17 protein-coding genes are annotated in these 15,646 nt (G+C 59.9%); 10 read left to right on the top strand and 7 right to left on the bottom strand.

Features of this window, described 5'->3' with window-relative positions:
- Positions 1-28: 28 nt before the first annotated feature.
- The 3 genes from ACJ8IM_RS00820 to ACJ8IM_RS00810 form a co-directional block, all read right to left on the bottom strand.
- Entirely contained in the window at positions 29-424 is a 396-nt protein-coding gene (locus ACJ8IM_RS00820) for an MAPEG family protein (protein WP_004932387.1), read from the bottom strand.
- Between the two features lie 102 nt (positions 425-526).
- Positions 527-1,342, bottom strand: coding sequence for a DUF72 domain-containing protein (locus ACJ8IM_RS00815; RefSeq protein WP_103798925.1), 816 nt, complete (start codon positions 1,340-1,342; stop codon positions 527-529).
- Between the two features lie 53 nt (positions 1,343-1,395).
- Positions 1,396-1,974: a hydrolase gene (locus tag ACJ8IM_RS00810; protein ID WP_033654441.1), complete on the bottom strand. Its 579-nt coding sequence runs from the start codon at positions 1,972-1,974 to the stop codon at positions 1,396-1,398.
- Positions 1,975-2,189: 215 nt separating this feature from the next.
- Here ACJ8IM_RS00810 and ACJ8IM_RS00805 point away from each other — a divergent pair, with 215 nt between their 5' ends.
- From ACJ8IM_RS00805 to ruvB, 7 genes are all read left to right on the top strand, one after another.
- Positions 2,190-2,420: an FmdB family zinc ribbon protein gene (locus ACJ8IM_RS00805; protein WP_320204121.1), complete on the top strand. Its 231-nt coding sequence runs from the start codon at positions 2,190-2,192 to the stop codon at positions 2,418-2,420.
- A gap of 74 nt (positions 2,421-2,494) precedes the next feature.
- Positions 2,495-4,279 carry an aspartate--tRNA ligase gene (gene aspS, locus ACJ8IM_RS00800; RefSeq protein ID WP_033654403.1) on the top strand — a complete coding sequence of 595 codons (1,785 nt, stop codon included), beginning with the start codon at positions 2,495-2,497 and terminating at the stop codon, positions 4,277-4,279.
- Positions 4,279-4,725, top strand: a complete 447-nt coding sequence (nudB, locus tag ACJ8IM_RS00795) for a dihydroneopterin triphosphate diphosphatase (RefSeq protein ID WP_004932373.1) — start codon at positions 4,279-4,281, stop codon at positions 4,723-4,725. The genes aspS and nudB overlap by 1 nt, the downstream gene beginning before the upstream one ends.
- A 19-nt stretch (positions 4,726-4,744) precedes the next feature.
- A complete protein-coding gene (locus tag ACJ8IM_RS00790; protein WP_033647638.1) occupies positions 4,745-5,488 on the top strand; it encodes a YebC/PmpR family DNA-binding transcriptional regulator in 744 nt (247 codons plus the stop codon).
- A 57-nt stretch (positions 5,489-5,545) separates the two neighbouring features.
- Positions 5,546-6,067 carry a crossover junction endodeoxyribonuclease RuvC gene (gene ruvC, locus ACJ8IM_RS00785; RefSeq protein WP_004932367.1) on the top strand — a complete coding sequence of 174 codons (522 nt, stop codon included), beginning with the start codon at positions 5,546-5,548 and terminating at the stop codon, positions 6,065-6,067.
- A 112-nt stretch (positions 6,068-6,179) separates the two neighbouring features.
- Complete coding sequence (gene ruvA, locus ACJ8IM_RS00780) at positions 6,180-6,794, top strand: Holliday junction branch migration protein RuvA (RefSeq protein WP_033634852.1); 615 nt, start codon at positions 6,180-6,182, stop codon at positions 6,792-6,794.
- 19 nt (positions 6,795-6,813) lie between these two features.
- Entirely contained in the window at positions 6,814-7,818 is a 1,005-nt protein-coding gene (gene ruvB, locus ACJ8IM_RS00775; RefSeq protein ID WP_025303125.1) for a Holliday junction branch migration DNA helicase RuvB, read from the top strand.
- A gap of 228 nt (positions 7,819-8,046) precedes the next feature.
- Here ruvB and znuB read toward each other — a convergent pair whose 3' ends face one another.
- Positions 8,047-8,832: a zinc ABC transporter permease subunit ZnuB gene (znuB, locus tag ACJ8IM_RS00770; RefSeq protein WP_033634849.1), complete on the bottom strand. Its 786-nt coding sequence runs from the start codon at positions 8,830-8,832 to the stop codon at positions 8,047-8,049.
- Positions 8,829-9,587, bottom strand: coding sequence for a zinc ABC transporter ATP-binding protein ZnuC (znuC, locus tag ACJ8IM_RS00765; RefSeq protein WP_004932357.1), 759 nt, complete (start codon positions 9,585-9,587; stop codon positions 8,829-8,831). The genes znuB and znuC overlap by 4 nt, the downstream gene beginning before the upstream one ends.
- Before the next feature lie 78 nt (positions 9,588-9,665).
- Here znuC and znuA point away from each other — a divergent pair, with 78 nt between their 5' ends.
- From znuA to lpxM, 3 genes are all read left to right on the top strand, one after another.
- A complete protein-coding gene (znuA, locus tag ACJ8IM_RS00760) occupies positions 9,666-10,610 on the top strand; it encodes a zinc ABC transporter substrate-binding protein ZnuA (protein WP_033654440.1) in 945 nt (314 codons plus the stop codon).
- Positions 10,611-10,631: 21 nt separating this feature from the next.
- Positions 10,632-11,954, top strand: coding sequence for a murein DD-endopeptidase MepM (mepM, locus tag ACJ8IM_RS00755; protein ID WP_033654402.1), 1,323 nt, complete (start codon positions 10,632-10,634; stop codon positions 11,952-11,954).
- A gap of 150 nt (positions 11,955-12,104) precedes the next feature.
- Positions 12,105-13,073, top strand: a complete 969-nt coding sequence (gene lpxM / locus ACJ8IM_RS00750) for a lauroyl-Kdo(2)-lipid IV(A) myristoyltransferase (RefSeq protein ID WP_442516213.1) — start codon at positions 12,105-12,107, stop codon at positions 13,071-13,073.
- A 49-nt stretch (positions 13,074-13,122) separates the two neighbouring features.
- On the opposite strand, the gene ACJ8IM_RS00745 is transcribed toward lpxM, so the two are convergent.
- Positions 13,123-14,004 (bottom strand): leucine-rich repeat domain-containing protein, encoded by an 882-nt coding sequence (locus ACJ8IM_RS00745; protein ID WP_033654401.1) that lies wholly within the window; start codon positions 14,002-14,004, stop codon positions 13,123-13,125.
- A gap of 85 nt (positions 14,005-14,089) precedes the next feature.
- On the bottom strand, positions 14,090-15,532 hold the full coding sequence (gene pyk, locus ACJ8IM_RS00740; protein ID WP_019452801.1) for a pyruvate kinase: 1,443 nt from the start codon (positions 15,530-15,532) through the stop codon (positions 14,090-14,092).
- Positions 15,533-15,646: the final 114 nt, after the last annotated feature.

Raw genomic sequence — 15,646 nt, 5'->3', positions numbered from 1 at the left:
GGCGCGGCCGCCTGATGATAAAACGAGATCAGTGCAGGCTGAAAATCAGATCCCAGGGCAGATAGAAGATATTTGCCAGAACCATCAACAACAAAGAGATATAGGTCGCGGCCATGCCCGAACGGCGCCAGCGAACCTCGCGGTTGCGCAAACCGTAGTAATGCACCAGTCGCCCGGCCATCAGCATCAGGCCGCAAAGGTGAATCATCCAGATTTCCGCGCCGTTCATTTCCATAATCACCAGCAAGACGGCAGCAATCGGAATGTATTCAACGGCGTTGCCATGCACGCGGATGGCGGTCTGCAATTCGTAGAAACCGCCGTCGCCATAGGCTACGCGGTACTGCATCCTTAATCTGACTACGTCATAAGAGAGTTTGATCAACAACAATGCGCCGAGCACCACATAAAGCGCGCTTACCATTTTTAACTCCGTTCCCTAACCAAAACTGGCAGCCAGCATCATAGCCGTCATTGTATTCACTGTCGCGGGGAAATATTTGATGTTATTGGTCAGATTAATAGGTCAAAACAGTGCATCTTGTTCTGGCCAGTCCGGCGGCGCAGGCAAATCGGGGATCGCCAGCCGTAGCTGCTGCCAAATTTTTTGCGCTTGCTGGGGCGAATCGCCGTTGTCCGGCGTATGAATAAACAGATAGGGCTGATGCTGTTGCTGCCACAGCGGCAGTTTTTGCTGCCAGGCCTCGAACCAGCGCAGGTTGTCGGCCAATTGGTCACCGCCGATAAAGCGCACCAGCGGTTGGTCGGCGGTGACCAGAGCGTGCACCGGCAGCTTCGGCTTTTTCTGCTGGGCATCGCGCACGGCGGCGGTGTTGGGGGCGGCGTGATGCACCGGGCGGCTGTCGAGGATCACCCGATTGATGCCGCGCTGGTGCAATCCCTGATTCAGCGCACGCTCTTCCTCGCCCTTGGCGAAAAACGCCGGATGACGCACTTCTACGCCGTAGGTGAATTCCTTCGGCAGGTTTTCGAAGAACTTCCACATGCGCGGCAGCTCATCGGGGCCGAAGGCGGCGGGCAACTGCAGCCACAGTTGGCCGATGCGTTGATGCACCGGGCTCAGGCAGTGGTAAAACGCCTGCAGCTCGGCGGCGCAGTTGCGCAGGGCGGCCTTGTGGCTGATGTCCGACGGGAATTTGAAGCAGAAGCGAAAATCGTCACCGGTCATGTCGCGCCAGCGCTGCACGATTTCCAGCTTCGGCAGCGCGTAGAAGGTAGTGTTGCCTTCCACGCAGTTGAAATAGCGGCTGTAATCCGCCAAATCACGCAGCCCGATGCGATTCCAGGCTGCATGTTGCCATTGCGGCAGTCCGATGTAGATCACGGCGTCGTCTTCCTTTACTTGTCCTTGGCTTATCAGGCTACAACTTAACGTTACCGCTCGAGCGCGGCAAGAATTTCGCCGGTGTCGCGCACTCGTGCCAAACGCGGGAAGATGTGTTCGAACGCGAAACGGTGCATTTCCGCGTTCTGCGCGCTGCAGACATCTTCGGCGATCACCAGCTCATAGCCATGCTCCCAGGCGGCGCGGGCGGTGGATTCCACGCCGATATTGGTGGATATGCCGCCCAATACCACGGATTTGATGCCGCGACGGCGCAGCTGCAAATCCAGATCGGTGCCGTAGAAGGCGCCCCATTGGCGCTTGATGACCAGAATATCGCTGTCGCAGACCGCCAGCGGCGTGGGGAACTCCCACCAACTGGCCGGCAAGCCGCCGGCGGGCGCGGGAGCCGGCTTGTCCACCGGCTGTTTCAGCGCTTCGGCGAAGGAGTCTGACCAGCCGACGCGCACCAGCAGCACCGGCGCGCCCAGCAGACGAAAACGGGCGGCCAGCAGGGCGGCGTTCGCCACCACCTGGTCGGCGCTGTGCGGGCCGCCGGCGTAGGGCAGAATGCCGTTTTGTAAATCGATCAGCACCAGAGCGGTGGTTTGGGCGTCAAGTTTCAGCATGGATTTCATCTCGTTGCGAAGTGGATAAAAACTGATCGGCGCGCCGGGCGAGCTGCGTTCGGCGCAAAACCGGGGGAGAATCAGGCTACGTGAAAAAACTGTCGCAGGTTAATGGGAAATTTGTTAACCGATGTGTTGATTCGAGCAAAAACGCGCCATTTAGTGCAGTAACAATGCTGTGTTCGCACTTATCGGGCGGATGAATTTCCTTTATAATGACTCCCTTTTTTCAACACTCTTTAATCCAACGACCTATGCCGATTTATGAATATGCATGTGGTGCTTGCAACCATCGGTTAGAGAAATTGCAAAAATTTTCCGATGCGCCGCTGGCAGACTGCCCGGCGTGTGGGCAGCCCGCGTTGACCAAGTTGATTTCATCCTCCGGTTTCCAGCTTAAGGGCACCGGCTGGTATGCGACGGATTTTAAACCGGGTAACAAGTAGAATTTATCAGATAACAGCCGCGCGACAGGGGCGCAGTAGCCCGGCGCGGCATCGGCTGTGTAAAAGGATAGCGTATGCGTACTGAATATTGCGGGCAGTTGAATCTGTCCCACGTGGGCCAGGAAGTCACTCTGTGTGGTTGGGTCAATCGTCGTCGCGATCTCGGCGGCCTGATCTTTATTGATATGCGCGACCGCGAAGGCATCGTGCAGGTGTTCTTCGATCCGGACCAGAAAGTGGCGTTCGACAAGGCCTACGACCTGCGCAATGAGTTCTGCATCCAGATCGTCGGCACCGTGCGTGCGCGTCCGGACAGCCAGATCAATAAAGATATGGCCACCGGCGAAGTGGAAGTGTTCGCCCACGCGCTGGAGATCATCAACCGCTCCGAGCCGCTGCCGCTGGACTCCAATCAGGTCAACAGCGAAGAAGCGCGCCTGAAATACCGCTACCTGGATCTGCGCCGCCCGGAAATGGCCGAGCGTCTGAAGACCCGCGCCAAAATCACCAGCTTCGTGCGCCGCTTCATGGACAGCCACGGCTTCCTCGATATCGAAACGCCGATGCTGACCAAGGCGACGCCGGAAGGCGCCCGCGATTACCTGGTGCCGAGCCGCGTGCACAAGGGCAAATTCTACGCGCTGCCGCAGTCCCCGCAGCTGTTCAAACAGCTGCTGATGATGTCCGGCTTCGATCGTTACTACCAGATCGTCAAATGCTTCCGCGACGAAGACCTGCGTGCGGACCGTCAGCCTGAATTCACCCAGATCGACGTCGAAACCTCCTTCATGACCGCCGATCAGGTGCGTGAAGTGATGGAGAAGCTGGCGCGCGAGCTGTGGCTGGACGTGAAGGGCGTGGATCTGGGCGATTTCCCGGTCATGACCTTCGCCGAAGCGATGCGTCGCTTTGGCTCCGACAAGCCGGACCTGCGTAACCCGCTCGAGCTGGTGGACGTGGCCGACCTGGTCAAAGACGTCGAGTTTAAAGTGTTCTCCGGCCCGGCCAACGACGCCAAAGGCCGCGTGGCGGCGATCCGCGTACCGGGCGGCGCGCAGCTGACCCGCAAGCAGATCGACGAGTACGGCGCTTTCGTCAATATCTACGGCGCCAAAGGCCTGGCGTGGCTGAAGGTCAACGACCGCGCCGCCGGCATGGAAGGCGTGCAGAGCCCGATCGCCAAATTCCTCAGCGCGGACGTGCTGGAAGGCATCCTGGCGCGCACCGACGCGCAGATCGGCGATATCCTGTTCTTCGGCGCCGACAGCGTCAAGATTGTCACCGATGCGATGGGCGCGCTGCGTCTGAAGCTGGGGCGCGATCTGGCGCTGACCCAACTCGACAGCTGGGCACCGCTGTGGGTGGTTGACTTCCCGATGTTCGAAGAAGACGAAGAGGGGGGCCTGGCGGCCATGCACCACCCGTTCACCTCGCCGCGCGACATGAGCCCGGAAGAGCTGGCGGCAGCGCCGGTCAACGCCATCGCCAACGCCTATGACATGGTGATCAACGGTTACGAAGTGGGCGGCGGTTCGGTGCGTATCCACCGCAGCGAAATGCAGCAGACGGTGTTCAGCATTCTGGGCATTAACGAACACGAACAGCGCGAGAAGTTCGGCTTCCTGCTGGACGCGCTGAAGTACGGTACGCCGCCGCACGCCGGCCTGGCCTTCGGCCTGGATCGTCTGGTGATGCTGTTGACCGGCACCGACAACATCCGCGACGTCATCGCCTTCCCGAAAACCACCGCGGCGGCCTGTCTGATGACCGACGCGCCGAGCTTCGCCAACCCGGCTGCGCTGCAGGAGCTGGCGATCAGCGTGGTAAAGAAAGCCGGTGCGGAACAAGAGAGCGAGTGATGAGTTACAAGCGCCCTGAATCTATCCTGGTAGTGATTTACGCGAAATCCAGTGGTCGGGTGCTGATGTTACAGCGGCGCGACGATACCGAGTTCTGGCAGTCGGTCACCGGCAGCCTGGAACAGGATGAGTCGCCGCCGCATGCCGCGCGGCGTGAAGTCATGGAAGAGGTCGGCATCGATATCGAAGCAGAGCATCTGCCGTTGTTCGATTGCCAGCGCTGCGTGGAGTTTGAACTCTTTGTCCATTTGCGACATCGCTATGCGCCGGGAACCACGCGCAATAAAGAGCACTGGTTCTGTCTGGCGTTGCCCGAGGAGCGCGATCCGGTGATTACCGAGCATCACGCTTACCAATGGCTTGAGGCGGCCGAGGCCGTGAAGTTGACCAAGTCGTGGAGCAATCAGCAGGCGATTGAAGAGTTCGTGATCAATTCAGTCCAGTAGTTTTTTTCGGAGATTTTTTATGGCAGGTCATAGTAAGTGGGCCAACACAAAGCACCGTAAAGCGGCGCAGGACGCCAAGCGCGGTAAAATTTTCACCAAGATTATTCGTGAGCTGGTCACGGCCGCCAAGCTGGGCGGCGGCGATCCGGATTCCAACCCGCGTCTGCGCGCGGCGATGGACAAGGCGCTGTCGAACAACATGACGCGCGACACCATGAACCGTGCGATTGCGCGCGGCGTGGGCGGCGATGATGATACCAATATGGAAACCATCATCTATGAAGGTTACGGCCCTGGCGGCACCGCCGTGATGATCGAATGCCTGAGCGACAACCGCAACCGCACCGTGGCGGAAGTGCGCCACGCCTTCACCAAATGCGGCGGCAACCTCGGCACCGACGGTTCCGTGGCTTACCTGTTCACCAAGAAGGGCGTGATCACCTACGCACCGGGCCTGGATGAAGACACCGTGATGGAAGCGGCGCTGGAAGCCGGTGCGGAAGACATCGTGACCTATGACGATGGCGCCATCGACGTGTTCACCGCCTGGGAAAGCCTGGGCGCGGTGAAAGACGCGCTGACCGCGGCGGGCTTCGAAGCCGAAGCGGCGGAAGTGTCGATGATCCCATCGACCAAGGCCGACATGGACGCGGAAACCGCGCCTAAGCTGCTGCGCCTGATCGATATGCTGGAAGACTGCGACGACGTGCAGGAAGTTTACCATAACGGTGAAATCTCCGACGAAGTGGCGGCGACGCTGTAATCCGGTAAAACGGGCGCCGCCGTTCGGCGGCGCCGTGCATGCAAGGTGGATGTAGATATGGCGATCATACTCGGTATCGATCCCGGCTCACGCGTCACCGGCTATGGCCTTATCCGCCAGCAGGGGCGTCAGTTGAGCTATATCGCCAGCGGCTGCATCCGCACGGTGGTGGACGACATGCCGACGCGGCTGAAGCTGATTTACGCCGGCGTCAGTGAGATCATCACCCAGTTTCAGCCCGATTTCTTCGCCATCGAACAGGTGTTTATGGCCAAGAACCCGGATTCGGCGCTCAAGCTCGGCCAGGCGCGCGGCGTCGCGATCGTCGCGGCGGTGAATCAGAATCTGGAAGTGTTCGAGTATGCGGCGCGGCAGGTCAAACAGACCGTGGTCGGCACCGGCGCGGCCGAAAAGGCGCAGGTACAGCACATGGTGCGCTCGCTGCTCAAACTCTCGGCCAACCCGCAGGCGGACGCCGCCGATGCCCTGGCCATCGCCATTACCCACTGTCACCTCAGCCAGAACGTGCTGCGGATGAGCGAAGGGCGGTTGAACCTGGCGCGCGGGCGTTTGCGCTGACGCAAAGCGATGATTGCTCAGGCTGGATATTCATCCAGCCTTTTTTATGTTATAAGCTTTACCAGCAACGGCATGGCAGGGCGCCATGCCCGGTCATTCTGCAGGAGGGTAAATGATAGGTCGTCTCAGGGGAAATATTCTGGAAAAGCAGCCGCCGCTGGTGTTACTGGAGGCGAACGGCGTGGGCTATGAGGTACACATGCCGATGACCTGCTTTTACGAGCTGCCGGAACTGGGGCAAGAGGCCATCGTGTTTACCCACTTCGTGGTGCGTGAAGACGCGCAGCTGCTGTACGGTTTCAACGACAAGCAGGAGCGCGCGCTGTTTCGCGAGCTGATCAAGGTCAATGGCGTCGGGCCGAAGCTGGCTCTAGCGATCCTGTCAGGCATGTCCGCGCAGCAGTTCGTCAGCGCGGTGGAGCGCGAAGAGATCACCGCGCTGGTCAAGCTGCCGGGCGTAGGCAAGAAAACCGCCGAGCGCCTGGTGGTAGAGATGAAAGACCGCTTCAAAGGGCTGAACGGCGATCTGTTCAACAGCAGCAGCGAGATCAGCCTGCCGTCCGCCGCCGCCAACGCGCCGGAAGCGGACGCAGAAGCCGAAGCTGTCTCGGCGTTGGTGGCACTGGGCTATAAGCCGCAGGAAGCCAGCCGCATGATCAGCAAAATTGCCAAACCGGGCGCCGACTGCGAGACCCTGATCCGCGACGCGCTGCGCGCGGCTTTGTAAGGCCGCTAAGAGGTAGATAATGATTGAAGCCGATCGCCTGATCTCCGCCGAACCGATCAACGAGGAAGAAGTCCTCGATCGCGCCATTCGTCCCAAGCTGTTGACCGAATACGTGGGCCAGCCGCACGTGCGCGAGCAGATGGAGATCTTCATCCAGGCGGCCAAGCAGCGCGGCGACGCGCTCGACCATCTGCTGATCTTCGGCCCGCCGGGCTTAGGGAAGACCACCCTGGCCAACATCGTGGCCAACGAAATGGGCGTGAATCTGCGCACCACGTCCGGCCCGGTGCTGGAGAAGGCGGGTGATTTGGCGGCGATGCTGACCAACCTCGAACCGCACGACGTGTTGTTCATCGACGAAATCCACCGTTTGTCTCCGGTGGTGGAAGAGGTGCTGTATCCGGCGATGGAAGACTATCAGCTGGATATCATGATCGGCGAAGGGCCGGCGGCGCGTTCGATTAAGCTCGATCTGCCGCCGTTTACCTTGGTGGGCGCCACCACCCGCGCCGGCTCGCTGACCTCGCCGCTGCGCGATCGTTTCGGCATTGTCCAGCGGTTGGAGTTTTATCAGGTGGCGGATCTGCAGCACATCGTCTCGCGCAGCGCCGGTTGCCTGGGGCTGGAGCTGTCCGACGAGGGTGCCCATGAAGTGGCCCGCCGTGCGCGCGGTACGCCGCGTATCGCCAACCGCCTGTTGCGCCGGGTGCGCGACTTTGCCGAGGTGCGCGCCAACGGCGTGATCAGCGGCGCGGTGGCGGCGCAGGCGCTCGATATGCTCAACGTTGACGCCGAAGGCTTCGACTATATGGATCGCAAGCTGCTGTTGGCGATTATCGACAAGTTTACCGGCGGCCCGGTCGGGCTGGACAACCTGGCGGCGGCGATCGGCGAAGAGCGCGAAACCATCGAGGACGTGATCGAGCCGTTCCTGATCCAGCAGGGCTTTATCCAGCGCACGCCGCGCGGCCGTTTGGCGACCCAGCATGCCTACCGGCATTTCGGGCTGGAACGCGAAGCATAAGTTTGCCATCCTCCATACAAAAGGGCCGCATCTGCGGCCCTTGACGTTAATATTGAACTTGATGACGTTATCGGATTAATAGAAGGCGCATATAAAAAATAAGGAAAATCAATTCATTGATTTTCGGCTGCTCACCACAGAGGAGGAAAAACCGCGTTTTTTCCTCCTCTGTCAGCAGTAGAAAGGGCCGCATCTGCGGCCCTCGTCATATTCTGGTTCTGGCTTCAATCAAGCCTGCTGTTTTTTGAACAGGCTCAGCGTGAACAGCACGGCGGCGCAGAGCACTACCGAAGGGCCGGCCGGCGTATCGTAACACGCCGAGAAAGTCAGGCCGCCGGTGACGGCCACCATGCCGAGCAGCACCGCGACGCCGGCCATCTGTTCCGGCGTGCGCGCGAAGCGGCGAGCGGTGGCTGCGGGAATGATCAGCAGCGAAGTGATGATCAGCGCGCCGACGAATTTCATCGCCAGGCCGATGGTCAAGGCGGTAACCAGCATCAGCACGGTGCGCGCCCGCGCCAGATTGACGCCGTCGACGTGCGCCAGCTCCGGGCTGATGGTCATCGACAGCAGATCGCGCCACTGCCACCACAGCACCAACAGCACCACGGCGACGCCGCCGGCGATCATCAGGATATCGCTCAGCGTAACCGACAGCAGATCGCCGAACAGGTAGGCCATCAGATCGACCCGCACGTTGGACATCAGCGCCACCACCACCAGCCCCAGCGACAGGGCGCTGTGGGCCAGAATGCCGAGCAGGGTATCCACCGAAAGCTGCGGGCGGCGTTCCAGCCATACCAGGGCCAGAGCCAGCAGCAGCGTAATGGCGATCACCGCATAGAAAGGATTGATGTCGAGCAGCAGACCAAAGGCGACGCCGAGCAGCGAGGCATGCGCCAGGGTATCGCCAAAGTAGGACATGCGGCGCCAGACCACGAAGGAGCCCAGCGGCCCGGCGGCGCCGGCCAACAACACGCCGGCCAGCCAACCGGGAAGTAACAGTTCTATCATGCTTCGCGGCTCCCGGTTTTCTTCAAGACAATTCTTCCCTGCAGGTCGTGGCGGTGATTGTGATGGTGGCGATACACCGCCAGTTGCTCTGCGCCGCGATTGCCGAACATGGCGATGAATTCGGGATGCATCGAGACCACCTCCGGCGCCCCTGAGCAGCAGATGTGCTGATTGAGGCACAAGACCTCGTCGGTTTTCGCCATCACCAGATGCAGATCGTGCGACACCATCAGCACGGCGCAGCCCAGCTCTTTACGCAGTTGATCGATCAGATCGTAGAGCGCCAGCTGGCCGTTGACGTCCACTCCCTGCGTGGGTTCGTCCAGCACCAGCAGCTGCGGTTTGTTCAACAGCGCTCGCGCCAGCAACACCCGCTGGTTTTCACCGCCGGAGAGCTTTTGCATCGGCTGGTCGAGCAGGTGGGCGGCGTGCACGCGCTTGAGCGCCGGCAGAATGTCGGCTTTCTTGACGCCGGGCTTGAGGCGCATAAAGCGGCTGACGGTCAGCGGCAGGGTGGCGTCGAGGTGCAACTTTTGCGGCACGTAGCCGATGCGCAGATCGGGCTCACGCTCCAGCGTGCCGGCGGTCGGTTTGACCAATCCCAGCACCACGCGCACCAACGTAGATTTGCCCGCGCCGTTCGGGCCCAGCAGCGTGAGAATACGGCCGGGTTGCAGGCTGAGGGAAATGTTCGACAGCACCTTGCGGCTGCCGAAGGCGACGGAGATATTTTTTAGCGTTATCAGTGTAGACATCTCGAGATTACAGGTTGCAGAACGAAGCGAATGTTATAATATCACGCCTTGTTGATGAAAACGATGGGATTACTGATGATGGCAAAGAAAAATAAATGGCTGCAGCGCACGCTGCTGGCCAGCGCACTGTTGATGGCCGGCCCGCTGAGCAGCGCTTCCGCGGCGGTGGTGACCTCGATTCGTCCGTTGGGCTTTATCGCTTCGGCCATCGCCGACGGCGTGACGCCGACCGAAGTGTTGCTGCCGGATGGCGCTTCACCGCACGATTTTGCGTTGCGTCCTTCCGATATCCAGCGCTTGCGTTCCGCGGACCTGGTGCTGTGGGTTGGGCCGGATATGGAGGCGTTCCTGAATAAGGCGCTGGTGCCGATCTCGGCGACCCGAAAGCTGGCCATCAGCGAACTGCCGGCGGTGAAGCCGCTGCTGATGAAAGGCGAAGAGGACGACGATCATGATCATGCAGGCGAAGCGCATAACCATGCCGATGACGATCATGGGCATCATCACGGCGAGTACAATATGCACGTTTGGCTGTCGCCGGAGATAGCAAAAGTGACCGCGATCGCGATTCACGACAGATTGTTGGAACTTATGCCGCAAAATAAGGACAAATTAGACGCAAACCTGCGCCAGTTCGAGAATCTGCTGACGCAAACTGACAAAAATGTTGGTAACATGCTTACGCCTGTGCAAGGTAAGGGTTATTTTGTTTTTCATGATGCTTACGGCTACTTTGAGAAACACTACGGTTTGAGTCCGCTGGGCCATTTCACCGTCAATCCCGAAATTCAGCCTGGAGCACAGCGCCTACACCAAATTCGAACACAGTTGGTTGAGCAGAAAGCGGTATGCGTTTTTGCTGAGCCACAATTCAGGCCGGCCGTAATCAATGCCGTCGCCAAGGGTACCAAAGTGCGTTCCGGAACGCTGGACCCGCTGGGCGTCGGCATCGCGCTGGGGAAGGACAGCTACGGGAAATTCCTGACTCAGCTGTCAAACCAGTACGTGAGCTGCCTGAAGTAAAGCTTATGAGGATAATATCGAGTGCAGCAGATAGTCCGAACTATCGCTCTGGCGTATAACAACCTGCCACGGCCCCACCGCGTCATGCTGGGGTCGCTGACAGTCGTCACATTGGCCGTCGCTGTTTGGCGGCCTTTTGTTTACCACCCAGAACACAATCCCATCGCCAAGAGCGTCGAGTTAGAATCCAGCCAGATGCGGTCATTGCTCCCCGAAGCCAGTGAGCCGATTGATGCCGACCAACCCACCCCCGATGACGAAATCCCGCAGGATGAGCTGGATCAGAAAGACGCCGGCGACGATGGCGTGCATGAATATGTGGTTTCCACCGGCGACACCCTCGGCAGCATTCTGACGCAATATGGCATCGATATGTCGGATGTCACGCTGCTGGCCTCGCAAAACCGCGACCTGCGTAATCTGAAGATCGGCCAACAGCTGTCGTGGACAGTGAACGATGCGGGCGATCTGCAGCAGTTGACCTGGGAAGTTTCCCGCCGCGAAACCCGCACCTATGACCGCGTCGGCAACAGCTTCAAAGAGTCGAAAGAGGCGCAGCAGGGCGAATGGCGCAACAACGTGATCAGCGGCCGGGTCAACGGCAGCTTCGTCAGCAGCGCCGGCGACGCCGGGCTGAGCCGTAACGAAATCAACTCGGTGATTAAGGCGCTGCAGTGGCAGCTCGATTTCCGCAAGCTGCGCAAAGGCGACCAGTTCTCCGTGCTGATGTCGCGCGAGCATTTCGACGGCAAGAAATCGCAAAGCCAGCTGTTGGGCGTGCGTCTGCGCACCGGCGGCAAGGATTACTACGCGATCCGCGCCGAAGACGGCAAATTCTACGATCGCCAGGGCTCAGGCCTGGCGCGCGGCTTCATGCGTTTCCCGACCATGAAACAGTTCCGCATCTCCTCCAACTTCAACCCGCGCCGCGTGAACCCGGTGACCGGTCGCGTGGCGCCGCACAAAGGCGTCGATTTCGCCATGCCGGTCGGCACGCCGGTGCTGGCGGTCGGCGACGGTGAAGTGGTGATCGCCAAGCGCAGCGGCGCAGCGGGCAACTATGTGGCGATCCGTCACGGTCGCCAGTACACCACGCGCTATATGCACCTGAAAAAGCTGCTGGTGAAACCGGGCCAGAAGGTGAAACGCGGCGATCGCATTGCGCTCTCCGGCAACACCGGCCGCTCCACCGGGCCGCACCTGCACTTTGAACTGTGGACCGGCCAACAGGCGGTGAACCCGCTGACGGCCAAGCTGCCGCGTTCCGAAGGGCTGGGCGGCAAAGACCGCAGCGATTATCTGGCACAGGTGAAGGAAGTGGTTCCTCAACTGCAGTTGGATTAACGTCCCCCTTTTTCCGGCGCTTCGGCGCCGCTAATTTCATCGGCCTGATTGCGGGCCGATGCTGTTTTATCTGGGCGGTTCGCGGTTGTTAATTGCAAAATCGGTGATGGCAATTATGATTAGCCGAATCGCTAAGCTAAGAGCATGTGCATGCAAAACGAGAAGAAATCGAACGTAGAGTTCATCCCGCAGTTTCAAAAAGCCTTTTTATATCCGCGCTACTGGGGCGTGTGGTTGGGAACCGGCCTGATGGCCGGCATTTCGCTGGTGCCCGCGCGCCTGCGCGATCCGGTGCTGGGTGCGGTCGGCAAACTGGCCGGCAAGCTGGCGAAGGGCGCGCGCCGTCGTGCCCGCATCAACCTGCTGTATTGCTTGCCGGGGCTGCCGGAAAGCGACCGCGAGCACATTATCGACCAGATGTTCGCCTGTGCGCCGCAGTCGATGGTGCTGATGGCTGAGCTGGCTTGCACCAAGCCCGAGAAAGTGCTCAAGCGCGTGCGTTGGCACGGTGAAGAGGTGTTGGACAAGATCCGGGCGGAAGGGCGCAACGTGATTTTCCTGGTGCCTCACGGCTGGGCGGTGGATGTGCCGGCGATGCTGATGGCCGCGCGCGGCCAACCGATGGCGGCGATGTTCCACAACCAGCGCAATCAGCTGATCGACTACCTGTGGAACGCCGTGCGACGTAAATTCGGCGGCCGCATGCACGCGCGCAACGACGGCATCAAACCGTTTATCAGTTCGGTGCGGCAGGGCTATTGGGGCTACTATCTGCCCGATCAGGATCACGGCGCCGAGCACAGCGAGTTCGTCGATTTCTTCGCCACCTATAAGGCGACGCTGCCGGCGGTGGGGCGGCTGATGAAGGTGTGTCGTGCGGCGATCGTGCCTTTGTTCCCGGTGTACGACGGCAAAACCAGCATGCTGGATATTTATATTCGCGAGCCGATGGACGATCTGGCCGAAGCCGACGATCCGCGCATTGCCCGCCGCATGAATGAAGAAGTGGAAAATCTGGTGGGCCCGAATCCGGATCAGTATACCTGGATCCTCAAACTGCTGAAGACCCGTAAGGAAGGGGAGATTGAACCTTACTCGCGCGACGATCTGTATCGTTAATCCTTTCTGCCGCTAACGCCGGCCGGGCCGCAATCCGGCCGGCGTCTCTTCATATATGCACCCTACAGCCGCGAGCCCGCAGGATGTCGATGACGTTGGGCGTGTGGGTGAAATCATTCCAGCGCAGGTCCAGCTTGCGCAGGCGGCTCAGTTCGCCGAGGCTTTCCGGCAGGTCGCTCAGGCGGTTGGCGCGCAGATCCAGACTTCTCAGCGCCGTCAGCTCGCCGATATTTTCCGGCAGGCGCGTCAGCTGATTGAAACGCAGGTTCAGCTCGCTCAGCCGCGGCAACCGACAGAAGGCCTGCGGCAGCTCGGCGATGGCATTGTTAGCCGCGTCGAGTATCTCCAGCTCACCGAGCTGAGCCATTTCCGCCGGCAGCGAGGTCAGGGCATTTTTCATGATATGCAGTTCGCGCAGCGCGTGCAGTTGCCCGATTCCGGCGGGCAGGTTGCCGATGCGGTTGTTGTATAAACGCAGCTCCTGCAATGCCGTCAGCCTCGGTATCGCCTGTGGCAAAACGGTTAAATGGTTGTCGGTCGCGTTGAGGTAAACCAACTGCTGCAGCTGCGCCAGCGAGCGCGGCAGATCGCTAAAGCCGTTATCGCTCAGATAGAGGTATTTCAACCGATGCAGCTGCCCCAGTTCTTCGGGGAGTTCGTTTGCGCGATTGTGGCCAAAGTCGAACATCTCGAGCTGTTGCAACTGGCCAATCTCCGGCGGCAGGCGGTCGAGCTGATTGCAGGAGATATTCAGCACCCGCAGATTTCGGTGCCTGAAGAGGGCGACAGGGAGGGCCGTCAGCTGATTGTCGTACAGGCTAATCTTGTGCAGCGCGTGGCCGGCTAACGGCGACTCGTCGAGCTGCGTCAGGCCGTGGCCGTCGAGATCGAGCTCATCACCGCTCGCTGCGGGAGTGTGTTGGTGGAGCATGGCGTTCTCCGTCGTTCATGGCGGTGCAGGGGCAAAAAAAAATGCCGGCCAACGTGAGCCGGCCGGCATTCGTCTGCGGCGTGGATTACTCGACGCGCAGGATACGGCTGGTATTGGTGGTGCCGACGGTTTCCATTACGTCGCCCTGGGTGACGATCACCAGATCGCCGGAGACCAGGAAGCCTTTGTCGCGCAGGCGATTGACGGCTTCATTGGCGGCGATCACGCCGTCTTTGTGGCTGTCGAAATACACCGGCGTCACGCCGCGATACAGCGCGGTCAGATTCAGCGTATGCTCATGACGCGACATGGCGAAGATCGGCAGGCCGGAGCTGATGCGCGACATCATCAGCGCGGTGCGGCCGGACTCGGTCATGGCGATCAGCGCGGTAACGCCTTTCAGGTGGTTGGCGGCATACATCGAAGACATGGCAATCGCTTCTTCGATGTTGTCGAACTGCACGTCCAGGCGGTGTTTGGAAACATTGATGCTCGGGATCTTCTCGGCGCCCAGACAAACGCGCGCCATCGCCGCCACGGTTTCCGCCGGGTATTGGCCGGCGGCGGTTTCCGCCGACAGCATAACGGCGTCGGTGCCGTCCAGCACGGCGTTGGCCACGTCCATGACTTCGGCGCGGGTCGGCATCGGGTTGGTGATCATCGACTCCATCATCTGAGTTGCGGTGATCACCGCGCGGTTCAGGGTACGGGCGCGGCGGATCAGTTTCTTCTGAATGCCGACCAGTTCCGGATCGCCGATTTCGACGCCGAGATCGCCACGGGCAACCATCACCACGTCGGAGGCCAGAATAATGTCGTCCATCGCTTCGTCGCTGCAGACCGCTTCGGCGCGCTCCACCTTGGACACGATCTTGGCGTTGCAGCCGGCGTCGCGCGCCAGGCGGCGGGCATAGTTCAGGTCTTCACCGGTGCGCGGGAAGGAAACCGCCAGATAGTCGACGCCAATCTTGGCGGCGGTCACGATGTCCGCCTTGTCTTTTTCGGTCAGCGCTTCGGCCGACAGGCCACCGCCGAGCTTATTGATGCCCTTGTTGTTGGACAGCGGGCCGCCGACGGTCACTTCGGTAAACACTTTCATGCCCTGAACTTCGAGCACTTTCAACTGAACGCGGCCGTCGTCGAGCAGCAGGACATCGCCCGGCACCACGTCGGCAGGCAGGCCTTTATAGTCGATACCGACTTTTTCTTTATCGCCTTCGCCTTTTGACAGGTTGGCGTCCAGCAGGAATTTATCGCCCACGTTGAGGAAGATTTTGCCTTCCTTGAAGGTGGAGACGCGGATTTTCGGCCCTTGCAGATCGCCGAGTATAGCGACGTGACGTCCCAGTTTTGCGGCGATTTCGCGCACTTTGTCAGCGCGAGCCTGGTGATCTTCCGGGCTGCCGTGGGAGAAGTTAAGCCGAACTACGTTGGCGCCGGCGGCAATGATCTTTTCCAGATTATTGTCGCGGTCTGTAGCCGGACCCAGGGTGGTAACGATTTTGGTTCTTCTGAGCCGTCTGGACATGTATTACTCCGTTGACTGGTGAAGCAAATATTGGTGTTGCGATAACGTCGGATAACGAAACCAGGCGTGAAATGTAATTTTAAAACACTGATATTTCACCCGGGTTACCCGCAT

Origin of the sequence: Serratia sp. CY33525, assembly GCF_052169115.1 — a bacterium.
Taxonomy (GTDB): Bacteria; Pseudomonadota; Gammaproteobacteria; order Enterobacterales; family Enterobacteriaceae; genus Serratia; species Serratia sarumanii.
Note: the sequence above shows the minus strand (reverse complement) of the source record. Positions and strands in the feature narration are given on the sequence as shown.